This is a genomic window from Mesorhizobium hunchu, assembly GCF_040081975.1.
Classification (GTDB): domain Bacteria; phylum Pseudomonadota; class Alphaproteobacteria; order Rhizobiales; family Rhizobiaceae; genus Mesorhizobium; species Mesorhizobium hunchu.
Map to the genome: position 1 here is coordinate 504918 of NZ_JBEBMG010000001.1, position 15621 is coordinate 520538.

The following is a 15621-nucleotide window of genomic DNA, read 5'->3' on the forward strand; positions in this document are numbered from 1 at the left end:
ACGCCGGGTGCTCGCCGATCGCGGCGATGGCGTCCTGCACGGAAGGTCCAGGCTGCCTGTCAGACGTGTTCCGCGATGACCGCGAGGAAAGCGGGGCCGTAGCGATCCAGCTTGGACTCGCCGACGCCCGGCACATCCGCCATCTCGCGGCGTGACTTGGGGCGCGCCCCAGCGAGTTCGATCAGCGTCTTGTCGTGGAAGATGACATAGGGCGGTACGTTCTGCGCGCGCGCCAACTCCAGTCGTTTCTGCCGCAGCGCCTGGAACAGCGCGCGGTCGCTTTCGGCGACGGCCGTCTGCGCGGCGTTGCGCGTCACCGTGCCGCGGCGGGCGCGCACAGGGCGCGGCACGCGCAGCATCAGGCTCGGCTTGTCGCGCAGGAAATCCCGGCCGGCGGTCGAAATCGACAGGCCGCCATGGCCGGCCAGATCGACGTCGACAAGCCTGAGCGCGATCAACTGGCGCAGGATCGCCCGCCATGTGCGGTTGTCGTGCTCGGTGCCGATGCCGAAGGTGGAGATGCGGTCATGGCGGAACTGGGCGATGCGCTCGTTCTCGACGCCAAGCAGTACGTCGGCGATATAGGCCTGCCCGAACCGCTCGCCGGTGCGGTAGATGCACGACAGCGCCTTCTGCGCGGCGACCGTTCCGTCGAACAGCTTCGGCGGCTCGACGCAGGTGTCGCAATTGCCGCACGGTGCGCAACGGTCGCCGAAATAGGACAGCAGCACCTGCCGGCGGCAGCCGGCCGTCTCGGCCAGACCCAGCAGCGCGTCGAGCTTCTGCCGCTCCATGCGCTTGCGCTGGTCGGACGCCTCCGACTCCTCGATGAAGCGGCTGCGCAGCGCGATGTCCTCGTAGCCGTAGAGCATCAGCGTGTCGGAGGGCAGGCCGTCGCGCCCGGCGCGGCCGGTCTCCTGGTAGTACGCCTCGATGCTGCCTGGCAGATCGATATGGGCGACGAAGCGCACGTCCGGCTTGTCGATGCCCATGCCGAAGGCGATGGTGGCGACCATGACGACCGCCTCGCCGTGCTGGAAGCGCTTCTGGTTGGCCTCGCGCGCGGCCTTGTCCATGCCGGCATGGTAGGCGAGCGCATCGTAGCCCTGGTCGCGCAGCCAGGCGGCCGTCTCTTCGGTCTTTCTTTTCGACAGGCAGTAGACGATGCCGCTCTCGCCTTCGTGGCGCTTGAGGAAATCCTTCAGCTGCGCGCGCGGATTGTCCTTCTCCTCGATGGCGTAGCGGATGTTGGGACGGTCGAAGCCGGCGACGAAGGCGTCTGCCTCGTCGATGGCGAGATGCGACAGGATCTCTGCGCGCGTCGGCTCGTCGGCCGTTGCGGTCAGTGCGATGCGCGGCGTAGCGGGGAAACGCGCGGCCAGCGCATCGAGCTCCCGATAGGACGGGCGGAAGTCGTGCCCCCATTGCGACAGGCAATGCGCCTCGTCGATGGCGATCAGCGACAGCGTCACGCCATCCAGACGCTCCAGCACGCCCGGCCGCAGCAGGGTCTCGGGGGCGACATAGAGAAGATCGAGCCGGCCGGCGTGGACGTCGCCCCACAAGGCGCGCCGCTCGTCGCCCGCGAGATCGGAGTTGAGCGCGGCGGCGCGCACGCCGGCCTGCCTGAGCGCCGCCACCTGGTCCGCCATCAGCGCCAGCAGCGGCGAGACGACCAGGCCCATGCCCGGTCGGGCGATGGCCGGAATCTGGTAGCAGAGCGATTTGCCGCCGCCCGTCGGCATCAGCACGAAGGCGTTGTTGCCGGCGATCACATGCTCGACGATATCCCCTTGCGCCCCTCTGAACGCTGCATAGCCATAGACGGTCTTGAGGATTTCCAACGCACGGGCAGTCATGGGCAAAACATCGAGAATCAGGGGAAAGCCCTTCATAGCAGTTTGTCGGCCGTGGCGAGCGCTTCCATGCCGCATTTGCGACGGGCACTCCGAAGCGGGCATTCTCGCGCGGTCTGCTTCAGTCTGACGGTCGCGCGCGTCGTCTACCGGCACAACGGCGCGAGACCGCGTCGAAGTGCCCAAATAGTTTTGATTCCTTGGCTTGACACACGTTGACATCTGGCTAACATGTTAGTGATTGAATTGGTTCTCCTCCCTATGGCATCCGATCGGATATTCGGTCTTTCCGCGGCGTTGGTCACGCCTTTCGCAGAGGACGGCAGCGTCGATACGGCGCGCCTCGTCCTGCATGCGAAGACGGTCCTCGCCGGGGGCTGCGATTCCTTTACGCTGTTCGGCACCACCGGAGAGGGCTATGTGCTCAGCCTCGGCGACCGCGAGGCGATCCTGGCGGCAGTCGCCGGGTCCGGCATCGAGATGCGCGACAGCGTCTATGCGGGCGTTGCCGCCGTCTCCATCGACGACGCGGTGGCGCAGTCCCGGCTTGCGCTCGACGCGGGCGCCAGGGGCCTGCTCGTTGCCCCGCCTTTCTATCTCAAGGGCGTGGAGGATGAAGGGCTCTACGCCTGGTTCTCGCGTGTCATCGAGCGGACCGGCGAAACGGCGCGCGGCGTTATCCTCTACCATATCCCCGGCCAGACGGCGGTGCCGATCTCGGTCTCTCTGGTCTCGCGCCTGAAAAAGGCGTTTCCCGGCGTCATCGCGGGCGTGAAGGATTCTTCCGGCCGCTGGGAGGATGCCAGCGCCTTCCTTGCCGAGCACGGTGAACTGGCGATCCTGGTCGGCGACGAGCGGCTGCTGGCGCGTGCCATGCGGGCCGGCGCGCAAGGGTCGATCTGCGGCCTCGCCAACCTAGCACCCGGCTTGCTGCGTCCCGTCATCCACGAAGGCAGGGACAGCGACAAGGTGGTGCGGTTGGTGGACATGATCTGCAGTCTGCCGGTGCTGCCGGCGGTCAAGGCGCTGACGGCGCATGTCCACAACGACAACGGCTTCGTCAGGACGCGGCCGCCGCTGACCGATCTCGATCCGGCACTCGCCCGACGGGCAGCCGCACAGTTCGACGCGATCCTGGCAGCATGAGCGACGGAGGCGGAATGAACAAGTCCGTCAACGAAAGCCAGAACCTGCGCGACCAGGCCTATCTCGGCTATACGAAAAGCCTTCTGGACCAGCAGATCAGGCCTGGCCAGTTCATCACCCAGCGCGAACTGGTGGCGATCACCGGCTTTCCGCTCGGCTCGATCCGCGAGCTCGTGCCGAGGCTGGAGGCGGAAGGGCTGATCAAAACGGTGCCGCAGCGCGGCATGCAGGTGCCGCAGGTGGATCTCGCGCTGGTGCGCAACGCCTTTCAGTTCCGCGCCTTTCTGGAGGAGCCTGCGGCGCGCCTGTTTGCCCGGGACGCGCCCGACGACGCGATCGCGGCCTTGCGAGAGCGCCATGAACGCATCCTGTCGCGGCATCGGTCGGGTGACGATCCGACCCTGATGGAGGATGCCGAGACCGTCGATCTGAGCCTCCATTCGGCCGTCATCGACCTGCAGGAGAATGAGATTCTCGGCAATGCCTACCGCGTCAACTGGATCAAGATAAAGCTGATCCGTCTTGCGGAAACCCGATTATACGTGAACATGATCCCCTCGGTGATGGGAGAGCATCTGAAGATCATCGAGGCGTTCGAACGGCGCGACGAGGATGAGGCGGCGCGAGCCATGACGAGCCACATAGAGACCGCGCGGCGCAGGGCCGTACGACTGTAAGGCATCATCCCTTCCGGGCGCTCGCGGCCCGGCGGGACGGGAGGAACCAAAGCGAGCAATCCGAAGGAGGAGACGATCATGACGCATTTCTTGACGCCGACGAGGCGCCAGTTCCTGGCCGGTACGGCCGGTCTCGGCGCAGCCGCGATGCTGGGGGGCCGACCGGCCTTCTCCGCCGACGTGGACTGGAAGAAGTTTTCCGGCCAGACGCTCGAGGTCAACCTCATCAAGAGTCCGCGCAGCGACACGCTGCTCAAATACCTCTCCGAATTCGAGGACATGACCGGGATCAAGGTCAATGCGGAGGCGACGCCGGAACAGCAGCAACGCCAGAAGACCGTGATCGAGCTCAGCTCCGGCAAGCCCAGCTTCGACGTCATCCATCTTTCCTATCACGTCCAGAAGCGGCAGTTCGAAAAGGCCGGCTGGCTGGCCGACATCGGCGGCTATCTGAAGGACCCGACGCTTACCGATCCGGGCCTGACCGAGGCCGATTTCGCCGAAGCCGGGCTCGACTTCGCCAAGGATAGCGACGGCTCGCTGCATTCCCTGCCGTTTTCCGTCGATTATTGGATCATCTACTGGAACAAGGACCTGTTCGAGGCCAAGGGCATCGAATACCCGGCGACCTTCGACGACATGGTCAAGGCGGCCGAGACGCTCACCGACGCGGACAAGGGCACGTTCGGCTTCGTGGCGCGCGGCATCAAGAACGCCAACACGCCCGTGTGGACGTCGCTGATGCTCGGCTACGACAAATATTCGGTCGAGGACGGCAAGTTGCAGACCGATACACCCGAGGCGATCGAGGCCGCGAAGCTCTATCAGCGGCTGATGTCGAAGTCGGCGCCGCCTGGCGTATCCGGCTTCAACTGGGCCGAATCGCAGTCCGCCTTCCTGCAGGGCAAAATCGGCATGTGGTTCGACGGCGTTGGTTTCGCGCCGCCGCTCGAAGACCCGAACAAGTCGCGCGTGGTGGGCCGGGTCGGCTACGGCGTCATGCCAAAGGGGCCGAAGGTCCAGGCATCCGGTACGTTCGGCGACGGCATCGGCGTGACCGCCGCGAGCCAGAAGAAGGAAGCCGGCTATCTATTCTGCCAGTGGGCTGTCTCGCCGATCATGGGCGCGCGGCTTCTGCAGGCGGGCGCCGGCGTGCCTTTCCGCAAGTCGATCCTCACCGATCCGAAGGTCCGTGAAGGCGTGACCATGCCGGGCGAATGGGTGGATACGGTAGCCGCCTGCGGCGACATCAGCCGCCTGGCGCTCCCGGTCATCATTCCTGTGACCGAGTTCCGCGACGTCTTCGGCGTAGCTCTCACCAACATGATCTCCGGCGCCGATCCGGCCGACGAACTCAAGAAGGCGACCGAGGCCTTCAAGCCGGTGCTCGAGAAGAGCGAAAAGGCCTGATGGCCCAGCGGCCGAAAGAACCGACGGCCGAGGAATTGGCGGGCCAGCACATCAGGCTGGCCCCCAATTACTGGCCTTTCGTGATGCCGGCGCTGGCGGTGGTGCTGGCCGTCATCGTGTTTCCCTGGGTCTTCACCATCTGGATGAGCGTCAACGAATGGACGCTCGGCCAGGACCGCACCTTTGTTGGCATGGCCAACTACGCCCGGCTGTGGGGCGACGCGCGCTTCTGGGAGTCGCTTGCCCATACGCTGTCCTACACGGTGATGTCGGTGGTCGCACCGGTCGTGCTGGGCACGCTGTCGGCCCTCGTCTTCAACGCGCGGTTTCCGCTACGCGGCTTCCTGCGCGGCATTTTCGTCATGCCGATGATGGCGACGCCGGTGGCGGTGGCGCTGGTGTGGACGATGATGTTCCATCCGCAGCTCGGCGTTTTGAACTATCTTTTGTCGCTGGTCGGCATCCCGGCGCAGGAATGGATATTCAATCCCGATACCGTCATTCCCTCCCTGGTCGCGGTCGAGACCTGGCAATGGACGCCGCTGGTCATGCTCATCGTCCTCGGCGGCCTGGCCTCGGTGCCGCGCGAGCCGTTCGAAAGCGCCGAGATCGATGGCGCCAACGCCTGGCAGCAATTCCGCTACCTGACGCTGCCGATGATCGCCCCCTTCATCATGGTCGCGACCATCATCCGCTCCATCGACGCGGTGAAGAGCTTCGACATCATCTACGCGATGACGCAGGGCGGGCCTGGCACGGCGTCCGAGACCATCAACATCTACCTCTACAACACCGCCTTCGCCTACTACGACATCGGCTATTCGTCGGCGATGGTGATCGTCTTCTTCGCGCTCATCATCCTGTTGTCGATGGTCCTCCTCATGGTCAGGCAGCGTATGCAGTGGTCGGAGGCCAAAACGCGATGAACTCCAGCTTGTGGAACCGGGTCGCGCTGTTCTTCGTGGCGCTGGTTATCGTATCGCCGGTCGTGCTGTTCTTCCTGTGGATGCTGTCGCTTTCGCTGAAATTCGAGATCGACAACGGCGCCTATCCGCCGATCCTCATCCCCGACCGCTTCGCCTGGCAGAACTACGTGCAGGTGTTCCGCGAGAACGATTTCCTGCTCTATTTCTGGAATTCCGTTTTGGTGACAGGCTCGGCGACGCTGCTGGCGCTGGCGATCGGCGTTCCGGCGGGCTATGGCATCGCCAGGCTCAAGGCCGACCGTTCGGCGATCGTGGTGATGATCGCGCGCATGACGCCCGGCCTGTCCTATCTCATCCCGCTCTTCCTTTTGTTCCAGTGGGTCGGGCTGGTCGGCACCATCTGGCCGCAGGTCATCATCCATCTGGTCGTCACCGTGCCGATCGTCGTGTGGGTGATGATCGGCTATTTCGAGACGACGCCGATCGAGCTGGAGGAGGCCGCCTCGATCGACGGGGCCAGTTCCTGGCAGGTGTTCCACATGGTGGCGCTGCCGATCGCCCGGCCCGGAATCGTCGTGGCGCTGATCCTGTCCGTCATCTTCTCGTGGAACAATTTCGTCTTCGGCATCGTGCTCGCCAACCGTGAAACGCGGACGCTGCCGGTCGCCGTCTACAACATGCTTTCCTATGAACAGGTGAGCTGGGGGCCGCTGGCCGCCGCCGCGCTGGTGGTGACGCTGCCGGTGCTGGTGCTTACCCTCTTCGCGCAAAGACAGATCGTGGCGGGCCTCACGGCCGGCGCCGTCAAGGGTGGGTGAGAATGGCGTCCGTCGAAATCAGCAATGTCCGCAAGTCCTTCGGCTCGGTCGACATCATCCACGGCGTCTCCGTCGACATCGAAGATGGGGAGTTCGTCATCCTCGTCGGCCCTTCGGGCTGCGGCAAGTCGACACTCCTGCGCATGATCGCCGGGCTGGAGACCATCAGCGGCGGCACCATCAGCATCGGCGGCCGGGTCGTCAACGCGCTGCGCGCCCGCGACCGCGACATCGCCATGGTGTTCCAGAACTACGCGCTCTATCCGCACATGACGGTCGCCGACAATATGAGCTTCGCGCTGCGCATCAAGAAGGCGGACGCTGCCGACACCGCCGCGCGGGTGAAGACGGCGGCCGGCATTCTCGGGCTGGAGAAACTGCTCGACCGTTATCCGCGCCAGCTCTCCGGCGGCCAGCGCCAGCGCGTCGCCATGGGCCGCGCCATCGTGCGCGATCCGGCCGTGTTCCTGTTCGACGAGCCGCTGTCCAACCTCGACGCCAAGCTGCGCGTGCAGATGCGCGGCGAGATCAAGGGCCTGCACCAGCGCCTCGGCACCACCACCATCTACGTTACGCACGACCAGATCGAGGCCATGACGATGGCCGACAGGATCGTCGTCATGCAGGACGGATTGGTCGAGCAGGCCGGCGCGCCGCTCGAACTCTACGAGCGCCCGGCCAATCTCTTCGTCGCCGGCTTCATCGGCTCGCCGGCCATGAACTTCATCAAGGGGCGGATCGATAACGGCGCCTTCGTCAGCACAGGCGGGCTTTCGCTTCCGGTAACCGAAGAGCTCGCCGGCAAGGCGGCCGGCCGGGATCTCGTCTACGGTATCAGGCCGGAGCATATCCATGTCGCCGGCGAAGGCATCCGCGGCACGGTCGAACTGGTCGAGCCGACGGGATCGGAACTGTTCGCGCAGCTCGTCTGTTCGGACGAAAGCATCTCATGCCTGTTTCGGGAGCGTGGGCTGATATTGAAGCCCGGCCAGGAGATCGCTGTCCGCATCGACCCCGCCGACGCGCATCTCTTCGACGCCGCCTCCGGCAAACGGATCCGATAGGCCGCCTCCGGTCGAACGCGGTGGCGGGCCCTGCCGGCGTCAGCCTTCCTGAAGCTCAGAATAAAGGTCCGCGAAGCGGTTGCGCAACGCGTTCTTCTGGACCTTGCCCATCGTGTTGCGCGGCAGGTCGGGAATGAAGACGACGCGCTTGGGCTGCTTATAGCGGGCGAGCCGGTCCTTTAGCGCCGCCAGCACCGATTGCTCGTCCACGCCGGCATCGGGCTTGAGCACCACCGCCGCCGTCACCCCTTCGCCGAAGTCGGGATGCGGCACGCCGAAGACCGCGCTCTCGACCACGCCGGGCAGCATGTCGATCTCCATTTCGACTTCCTTGGGATAGATGTTGTAGCCGCCCGAGATGACGAGGTCCTTGCCGCGCCCGACGATATGGACGTAGCCGCGGGCGTCGACCTGTCCCAGGTCGCCGGTGATGAAGAAGCCGTCAGGGCGGAATTCGGCCTGCGTCTTTTCGGGCATACGCCAGTAGCCCTTGAAGACATTCGGTCCCTTGACCTCGATCATGCCGGTCTCGCCGCCGGCGAGTTCCCTGCCGCTTTCGGGATCGACGACGCGCAACGAGACGCCCGGCAGCGGGAAACCGACCGTTCCGGGGATGCGGTCGCCGTCATAGGGGTTAGAGGTGTTCATGTTGGTTTCGGTCATGCCGTAGCGCTCGAGGATGGCGTGGCCGGTCGCGGACTGGAACCGGCGGTGCGTCTCGGCGAGCAGCGGCGCCGAGCCGGAGACGAACAGACGCATGTTGGCCGTCGCCTCCCGGGTCAGCTTCGGCGATTGCAGCAGTCGCACATAGAAGGTCGGCACGCCCATCAGGACGGTGGCGCCGGGCATCAGCGAAATGGCTTCCTCGGCGTCGAACTTCGGCAGGAAGATCATCGACGCGCCAGCCAGGAGGATGATGTTGGAGGCGACGAAAAGCCCGTGCGTATGGAAGATGGGCAGCGCATGGATCAGCCTGTCCGCTGCCGTGAAGCGCCAAGTGTCCACCAGCGTCGATGCGTTCGACAGCAGATTGTCATGGGTCAGCATCGCGCCCTTCGAGCGCCCAGTCGTGCCGGACGTGTAGAGGATGGCGGCAAGGTCTCCCGGGCCGCGCGCCACGTCGGCGAAGTCGCCGTCGGCTTCCATGGCGAGAGCGGCCAGCGATCCGTCGCCATGCTCGCCGAGCGTCTCGATCCTGGCGCCCCGGGCGGTGGCGACCGGCTCGAGGCCGGCTCTGGTCTTCGGCGCACACACGACGAGCGCGGGTTCGGCATCGCCTATGAAATAATCGAGCTCGGCCAGCGTGTAACCGGTGTTGAGCGGCAGATAGACGGCGCCGGCGCGCACACAGGCGAGATAGAGCATCAGCGCCTCGGGGCTTTTCTCCACCTGCACGGCGACACGGTCCCCCGGCTTTACGCCGAGCTCCATCAGGACATTGGCGAACCGTGCCGAGGTCACCAGCATGTCGCCATAGGTCCATGACCGGCCGTCGGTCGTTTCCACGAAAGGCGCGTCGGCCACGATGCCGGTTCTGATGGCATCGAACAGGTGGTTGCTCATGCACTCAACTCCTTGCGGCTCGGCCGCGTCTGTTCCTTTGGCGGTACGGCCCTCGGTGCGGTCACGACCGGCAGCAGGCGCCGGACCGGCTGGGAGGCGACCACCTCGCCCCGGCCGGCGAAGGCTTCATGGTTCGTTTCGATGTCATCGAGCTTGTAGAGATAATTCACCATCAGGCCGTGCGACTGGCGCAGCGCACGCGCCGACCTGTCGCCGAGGAAATTGATCCGCTCCAGCCGCGCTCCGTTCCCCAGATGAAAGCGCGCCACGGGATCGACCGGCTTGCCGTGACGGTTGCGCGCCTTGAGGAAGTACCAGGCGGCAGCGCCTGTCAGGACCGGCTGCACGCTGGCGGCGGTCGCCGTGTCCTGCGACCAATCGGACCTGTTCAGCGGCTCCAGCGTGGTCTTGTCGGCAGGCGAGAGGAAGGGGGAGGCCGGCTCTTCACGTTGAGCGGCGAGCCAGGTGGCAAAACCGGGAACCGGCGACAGGGTGACGAAGGTGGTCAGGCGCGGCAACTCGCGCCGCAAATCCTCGACCACCTGCTTGATAAGGAAATTGCCGAAGGAGATTCCGCGCAGGCCGTCCTGGCAGTTCGAGATCGAGTAGAAGACCGCGGTCGTCGCCTCGTCTGCCCTGATCGGCGAGCGGTCCTCGCGCAGCACGTCGCCGATCCCCGCCGGCATCTCGCGGGTCAGGGCGACCTCGACGAAAATAAGCGGATCATCGCTCAACTGCGGATGGAAGAAGGCGAAGCAGCGGCGGTCCTCGGGCACCAGCCTGCGGCGCAGTTCGTCCCAGTTGCCGATGTCGTGGACCGCCTCGTAGCGGATGATCTTTTCCAGGATATCGGCGGGCGTTGACCAGTTGATCGACCGCAGGTTGAGGAAGCCCCGATTGAACCACGATCCGAACAGATGCGCGAAATCGGCGTCGACCGCCTCGAAGTCGAGGTTGTCCGGTTTCATCCGCAACAGCGCCTCACGCATCCTGACCAGCGTGGCGATGCCGTCCGGCGCGAGGTTCAGCCGGCGGATCAGTTCCTGCCGGCGCGGTTCGGCGGCCTCATGCAGTTCGAGCAGCGTCTTCGTGGTCGGGTCCCTGCCGTAGGATTCGATGGCGCGCTCCAGCCGCGCCGTGTCCGGTCCGAACCGCGAGACAAGGACGCTGATGAAGTCGCGCTGGCCGCCTTCGTCGAGGTGCCGCCAGCGATCCAGGACATCCCTGGCCAACGCCATGCCGGAAGCCTCGCCTCTGCTTGAAAGCAGGGTTTCGCACAGAGCTTCCATGCCGGCCACGGAGCCTGCCGCATTCGCCTTCTCGTCGATGGCGAGGAACCGGCGGCCGCGTTCCGCTATCGTCTGCAGCATGTCGCCGAAGAAAGATGTCGTGCTCATCCTTGATCTCTCCCCGGTGTTAAGATCGAAAATCTCTGCGCCACTTCAAGCTCGCCGCTCAGTTCATCGTCGCGTCCGGCAGCCATGTCACGATGCCGGGAACCAGGCACACGATCACCACTGCCAAGGCGATCAGAAGAACGAAGGGGAATGTGCCCCACATGATCTCCGACAATTTCAGGTCGGGCGCGATGTTCTTGATGACGAAGATGTTGAGCCCGACCGGTGGATGGATCAAGCCCATCTCCATCACGATCGTCATCACCACGCCGAACCAGATCAGGTCGAAGCCTGCGGCCTTGAGCGGCGGCAGGATGATGGGCGCCGTCATCAGGATGATGGACACCGGCGGCAGGAAGAAGCCGAGCATCACCACGAAAACCAGGATCGCCGCCAGCAGCACCCATTTCGACAGGCCGAGGCCGATGATCCAGGTCGCCGTCGACTGCGAGATGTTGAGATAGCTCATCACGTAGGAATAGATCAGCGACATGCCGATGATCATCAGAAGCATGGTTGATTCACGCAGCGTGCCGGCGACGATCGGGCCGATCTTCGACGGTCGCCACAGGCGATACATCAACCCGATGACCAGGAAGGCCAGCACCGCGCCGACGCCCGCCGTCTCGGACGGCGAGGCCCACCCCGCATAGAGAACGATCATGACGCCGGCCAGGATGGTGACGAAAGGCGCTACCCAGGCGATCATCCTGATCTTTTCGCCCAGCGTATAATGCTCTTCCGCCAGCAGCGCCGAGCGCGCGCCGGAGACCTCCGCTTCGGCGCGGGCGATGCGCTTCTCCTTGTTGTAGCGCAGCATGGAATAGCTGGCGAACAGCACGACCAGCAGGACTCCGGGTCCGATGCCGGCGAGGAACAGCCGGCCGAGCGAGACTTCTGCGGCGACGGCATAGAGCAGCATGGTGACGGAGGGCGGCAGCAGGATGCCCAGCGTGCCGCCGGCGGCGATGATGCCGTTGGCGAACCCGCCCGAATAGCCGCGCGCCCGCATTTCGGGAATGCCGGCCGAGCCGATGGCCGAGCAGGTGGCCGGCGACGAGCCCGCCATCGCCGCGAACAGCGCACAGGCGACGGTGTTGGCGATGCCGAGGCCGCCCGGAATCCTGTAGAGCCAGGCATGCAGGGCGGAATAGAGATCCTTGCCGGCGTTCGACCTGCCGATGGCCGCGCCCTTCAGGATGAAGAGAGGCAGCGCCAGGATGATGACGTTGGACAGTTCCTCGTAGAAGTTCTGCGCGATCGTGCCCACCGAGGACGCCGGCATGAACAGGATCATGAACCCGAGCGCGACGACGCCGAGCGCGAAGGCGATCGGCATGCCCGAGAACATGACGACGAGCGTCGCCACGCAATAGGCGATGCCGATGGCCCATTGCGGCTCGCGCGGAAGCAGCGGTAGCGGCGAGCGCTGCCACAGCAGGAAGGCGACCACGGCGAGCGCCGCGAGGCCAAGGGCGACGTAGGATTTTTCCGCTGTCTGCAGTCCCACCTGTACCGCCAGGAGCGTCATGCCTACGGCTAGCAGGAGGTAGGGGATCCACAGCGGCGGTCCCCAGATGGATTCCGTGATCTGCCCTTCCTGGATCGCCTCGCGCAGCAGGGTCGCCGATTCCCAGGCGAATATGGCGCAGAAGGCAAACACCACGGCATCGACGACGATGCGCAAGGGGATCGCGCCGTCCGGAAACATGTGCTGGACGATCTCGATGCCGACATGTCCCCTCGCCGACTGTACCGCTGCCGCCGACAGGAACATGGCGCCGGAAACGAGGAAGATCATCACCTCGTCCTGCCAGATGACCGACCGGCCGGTGAGATGGCCGGCCAGCACGCCGAAGGTCAGCACCAGCGCCGCCGCCAGCAGCGCCAGTCCGGATACGTTGAAGGCGACGCGGTTGAGCGCGGCGACGGCGCGTGCCAGTCCGGTGGCGGGATGGCCGGCCTCCTGGAGGCTCCCACCGAGGATTGCATCGTGACCGAGGCCGCCGCTCACCGGCCTAGACCTTCATCGCGAGCTTGAGGAGGTCTGCATCCTCGCTCGAATGGGAAGCGAAGTCCTTCCACGCGCTGCCTTCGGCGATCTTGCGCCAGGCATCGAGGTCGGACGAGCTCATGTCGGAGACCTTCACGCCTTTCGCTCCATAGACGTCGGCGACGTTCTGGTCGTCCTTCTGGGCTTCCTTGGTGCCCCAAGGCTCCATTTCCGCGCCGACGTCGAGAATAACCTTCTGCTGGTCGGCCGGCAGGGCGTCGAAAATGTCCTTCGAGATGAGCAGCGGTTCTAGCATGAACCAGAACGAGCCGCCTCGCGCCGAGGTGAGGGACTTGGCCAGCTCCTCCAGATGGAAGGAAATGAGGCTGGTGGAGGAGGTCACGGCCGCGTCCAGCGCGCCCGTCTGCATGCCGACATAGATCTCGTTCGAGGGCATGGTGGAAACCTGGGCGCCCGCGTTCGAGAACATGACGTCCATGTCGCGGCTGCCGCCCCTGATCTTGAGGCCCTTGACGCTTTCGGGAGAACTGACGGCGGCCTCGCGCGAGGCGACCCCGCCGGCCTGCCAGACCCATGAGACGAACTTGACGCCCTTGCTTTCCAGCGCGCTGGAAAGCGCCTTGCCGATCTCCGCATTTTTCCAGGCCGCGCCCTGCTCATAGGACGTCACCAGGCAGGGCATCAGGCCGATGTTCAGCGCGTGGATCTCGCCGCCGGCATAGGCCAGCGGATAGAGCGACATGTCGAGCGCGGCCTTGCGCAGCGCCGAGAACTGGGCCTTCGTCTTCATCAGCGACGAGCCGGGATAGATTTCGAACTTGAGTTCGCCGTTGGTCCGCTTCTCGACCTCCTGCGCGAATGTGCGCACCAGGCGGTCGCGGAAATCGCCCTGTTCGATCGATCCGCCCGGAAACTGGTGCGATATCTTCAACGTGGTGGCGGCTCTGGCGCCGCTCAGCGAGCGAATGACGGCCGGCATGGTCAAAGCGCCGATCAAGGCGCTTCTGCGGGTAAGCTTCATCGATTTGTCCTCCCTTTGTCCGGAGACGCGCCCCGAATGTTTGTATTGACGCCAGATATTGTTTGAAAAGTCAATCAACTTGCATACAAGATATGATGGGACTGGACAGGCTTTGCCAAATCCGGTCTGATCCGACGGGGCTTGCCATGACTGCCAATCAATCGAACCGCTTGCGAAGCCAGATCGAGGAAGAGATCGCCACCGGCGTGTTGCGTCCGGGCGAGCGGCTCGACGAAACGACGCTGGCCGAGCGGTTCGGCGTCTCGCGCTCGCCGGTCCGCGAGGCCCTGCAGCAGCTCGCCGCAGCGGGTCTCGTCGAACAGCGCCGGCATCGCGGCGTGATCGTCTCGTCGCCGGACCCGAAGCAGCTTCTGGAAATGTTCGAGATGATGGCCGAGCTGGAGGCGATCTGCGCGCGGCTGGCGGCCCGGCGAATCCTGATATCCGACGAGTCCGACCTCAGGCAGGCGCTGAAAGCCTGCGAGGCCGCGGCCACAGGAAGCGACACCGACGCTTACTATTACGAGAACGAACGCTTCCACCGCGCGATCTACGCCGCGAGCGGCAACTCCTTCATCGCCGAGCAGGCGATGGCGCTGCACCGAAGGCTCGCGCCGTTCCGGCGCCTGCAATTGCGCGTGCGCAACAGGATGAAGGCCTCCTACCGGGAACATGCCGACATCACCGAGGCACTCATGGAAGGCGACGGCAACCTCGCCGCCGCGCGCGCCTATGCGCATGTCGCGATCCAGGGCGAGCGTTTTTCCGACCTGATGGCATTCATCAACCGCGCCGCTGCCGAATAGAGCTTTGCGCCGCCTGCCCGCAGGACTGCCAACACAGGCAAGCGCGGTTTCCGGCTCTGGCTGCCGTTGTCACAGGTCGCCAAAGGCTTGCCCTATCTTCCGAATTCGGATTTGCCCCTTACGCCTAGGAATTCGTTTTCCCGCATGCCTCCGCCCGGAACTGCCGCCCGCTTTCGGGAGACGGATTTCGGACCCGGTGCGAGACGGCAAAAGCGCCGCTGACCAAGTCTGCTTGAAGCAGATTATGCAGCCGCCCCCGCAGCGTCGCCACAATGCGGATATTTCCACATTGAAGCGCCGCCCCGCTTCCGCTAAGAAGCCGGAACCGGACGGCTGGCTGATCGTCCGCATCGACGCCGCGCACCTCGAAAGCACCCGTAGCTCAGCTGGATAGAGCGCTGCCCTCCGAAGGCTGATGTCAAGGGGCTGGGCGACAAAGAGGAGACGAAAAAAGGTAGTAAGAACAAGGATTTGCGAGGCCCTCGTTCTTGTCTTTCAACTCGCGAAAAGTTCACGTAAGCACTACGTAAGCAGTTGCGACACGGTAAGCACCCATAGCTCAGCTGGATAGAGCGTCGCCCTCCGAAGGCGAAGGTCTCAGGTTCGAATCCTGATGGGTGCGCCATTTTCTCATTGAAACCCAATGATTTGTGCCGTCGCCTGCTGGCGTATCAGCATGCGACGAGCCCGAAAAATAAAATGTCGATAGTCGGGATCGTGATCGGCGCTAATTGGCCGCCTACTTCGGCGTATCTCTCGGATTCGCGCACCATCTGCCTTCAGAAAGCACAACGTCGATCGACCGCTGGAACGCGCCTGAAACTGCAGGCAGGTTCAAATCAGGAGGGCGCATCCATCATAGCTTGCCGCCGGGCGGCCGACCCATGGGGCCGGCCAATGTTGGCGAAGTTGCCAAGCAAGTA

At 64.5% G+C, this 15621-nt stretch carries 12 protein-coding genes, 1 tRNA gene and 1 pseudogene; 8 read left to right on the forward strand and 6 right to left on the reverse strand.

All coding sequences use genetic code 11. The features are described from left to right. Positions 1-59 precede the first annotated feature (59 nt). Complete coding sequence (recQ, locus tag ABMA46_RS02455) at positions 60-1859, reverse strand: DNA helicase RecQ (RefSeq protein WP_348997687.1); 1800 nt, start codon at positions 1857-1859, stop codon at positions 60-62. Between the two features lie 258 nt (positions 1860-2117). Here recQ and ABMA46_RS02460 point away from each other — a divergent pair, with 258 nt between their 5' ends. From ABMA46_RS02460 to ABMA46_RS02485, 6 genes are all read left to right on the forward strand, one after another. Continuing rightward, a complete protein-coding gene (locus ABMA46_RS02460) occupies positions 2118-3002 on the forward strand; it encodes a dihydrodipicolinate synthase family protein (protein ID WP_348997688.1) in 885 nt (294 codons plus the stop codon). A 14-nt stretch (positions 3003-3016) separates the two neighbouring features. Further along, positions 3017-3679, forward strand: a complete 663-nt coding sequence (locus tag ABMA46_RS02465; protein ID WP_348997689.1) for a GntR family transcriptional regulator — start codon at positions 3017-3019, stop codon at positions 3677-3679. A 78-nt stretch (positions 3680-3757) separates the two neighbouring features. Next, on the forward strand, positions 3758-5089 hold the full coding sequence (locus tag ABMA46_RS02470) for an ABC transporter substrate-binding protein (RefSeq protein WP_348997690.1): 1332 nt from the start codon (positions 3758-3760) through the stop codon (positions 5087-5089). Further along, positions 5089-6015 (forward strand): carbohydrate ABC transporter permease, encoded by a 927-nt coding sequence (locus tag ABMA46_RS02475; protein WP_348997691.1) that lies wholly within the window; start codon positions 5089-5091, stop codon positions 6013-6015. Before ABMA46_RS02470 ends, ABMA46_RS02475 begins: the two co-directional genes overlap by 1 nt. Further along, positions 6012-6833, forward strand: coding sequence for a carbohydrate ABC transporter permease (locus ABMA46_RS02480; RefSeq protein WP_348997692.1), 822 nt, complete (start codon positions 6012-6014; stop codon positions 6831-6833). Before ABMA46_RS02475 ends, ABMA46_RS02480 begins: the two co-directional genes overlap by 4 nt. A 2-nt stretch (positions 6834-6835) precedes the next feature. Further along, entirely contained in the window at positions 6836-7897 is a 1062-nt protein-coding gene (locus tag ABMA46_RS02485) for an ABC transporter ATP-binding protein (protein WP_348997693.1), read from the forward strand. Positions 7898-7936: 39 nt separating this feature from the next. On the opposite strand, the gene ABMA46_RS02490 is transcribed toward ABMA46_RS02485, so the two are convergent. From ABMA46_RS02490 to dctP, 5 genes and pseudogenes are all read right to left on the reverse strand, one after another. Next, on the reverse strand, positions 7937-9460 hold the full coding sequence (locus ABMA46_RS02490; protein ID WP_348997694.1) for a malonate--CoA ligase: 1524 nt from the start codon (positions 9458-9460) through the stop codon (positions 7937-7939). Further along, a complete protein-coding gene (locus tag ABMA46_RS02495) occupies positions 9457-10857 on the reverse strand; it encodes a malonyl-CoA decarboxylase (protein WP_348997695.1) in 1401 nt (466 codons plus the stop codon). Before ABMA46_RS02495 ends, ABMA46_RS02490 begins: the two co-directional genes overlap by 4 nt. Before the next feature lie 58 nt (positions 10858-10915). Then, a complete protein-coding gene (locus tag ABMA46_RS02500; protein WP_348997927.1) occupies positions 10916-12208 on the reverse strand; it encodes a TRAP transporter large permease in 1293 nt (430 codons plus the stop codon). 156 nt (positions 12209-12364) lie between these two features. Beyond that, positions 12365-12871 (reverse strand): annotated as a pseudogene (locus tag ABMA46_RS02505) (TRAP transporter small permease); the annotation flags it as partial. A gap of 4 nt (positions 12872-12875) precedes the next feature. Next, the gene (gene dctP, locus ABMA46_RS02510) at positions 12876-13892 is read right to left on the reverse strand and encodes a TRAP transporter substrate-binding protein DctP (protein WP_348997696.1); all 1017 of its coding nucleotides are present in this window, start codon (positions 13890-13892) and stop codon (positions 12876-12878) included. Between the two features lie 146 nt (positions 13893-14038). Here dctP and ABMA46_RS02515 point away from each other — a divergent pair, with 146 nt between their 5' ends. Both ABMA46_RS02515 and ABMA46_RS02520 read left to right on the forward strand, forming a co-directional pair. After that, positions 14039-14698 (forward strand): GntR family transcriptional regulator, encoded by a 660-nt coding sequence (locus tag ABMA46_RS02515; protein ID WP_348997697.1) that lies wholly within the window; start codon positions 14039-14041, stop codon positions 14696-14698. A gap of 548 nt (positions 14699-15246) precedes the next feature. Then, a tRNA-Arg gene (locus tag ABMA46_RS02520) sits at positions 15247-15323 on the forward strand. The last annotated feature ends 298 nt before the right edge of the window (positions 15324-15621 follow it).

Coding starts and splice junctions, on each gene's coding strand:
- ABMA46_RS02485 (WP_348997693.1), top strand. CDS start 6,836: ATGGCGTCCGTCGAAATCAGCAATGTCCGCAAGTCCTTCGGCTCGGTC.
- ABMA46_RS02490 (WP_348997694.1), bottom strand. CDS start 9,460: ATGAGCAACCACCTGTTCGATGCCATCAGAACCGGCATCGTGGCCGAC.
- ABMA46_RS02480 (WP_348997692.1), top strand. CDS start 6,012: ATGAACTCCAGCTTGTGGAACCGGGTCGCGCTGTTCTTCGTGGCGCTG.
- ABMA46_RS02460 (WP_348997688.1), top strand. CDS start 2,118: ATGGCATCCGATCGGATATTCGGTCTTTCCGCGGCGTTGGTCACGCCT.
- ABMA46_RS02495 (WP_348997695.1), bottom strand. CDS start 10,857: ATGAGCACGACATCTTTCTTCGGCGACATGCTGCAGACGATAGCGGAA.
- ABMA46_RS02465 (WP_348997689.1), top strand. CDS start 3,017: ATGAACAAGTCCGTCAACGAAAGCCAGAACCTGCGCGACCAGGCCTAT.
- ABMA46_RS02475 (WP_348997691.1), top strand. CDS start 5,089: ATGGCCCAGCGGCCGAAAGAACCGACGGCCGAGGAATTGGCGGGCCAG.
- ABMA46_RS02515 (WP_348997697.1), top strand. CDS start 14,039: ATGACTGCCAATCAATCGAACCGCTTGCGAAGCCAGATCGAGGAAGAG.
- ABMA46_RS02470 (WP_348997690.1), top strand. CDS start 3,758: ATGACGCATTTCTTGACGCCGACGAGGCGCCAGTTCCTGGCCGGTACG.
- ABMA46_RS02500 (WP_348997927.1), bottom strand. CDS start 12,208: ATGTTCTCGGGCATGCCGATCGCCTTCGCGCTCGGCGTCGTCGCGCTC.
- recQ (WP_348997687.1), bottom strand. CDS start 1,859: ATGACTGCCCGTGCGTTGGAAATCCTCAAGACCGTCTATGGCTATGCA.
- dctP (WP_348997696.1), bottom strand. CDS start 13,892: ATGAAGCTTACCCGCAGAAGCGCCTTGATCGGCGCTTTGACCATGCCG.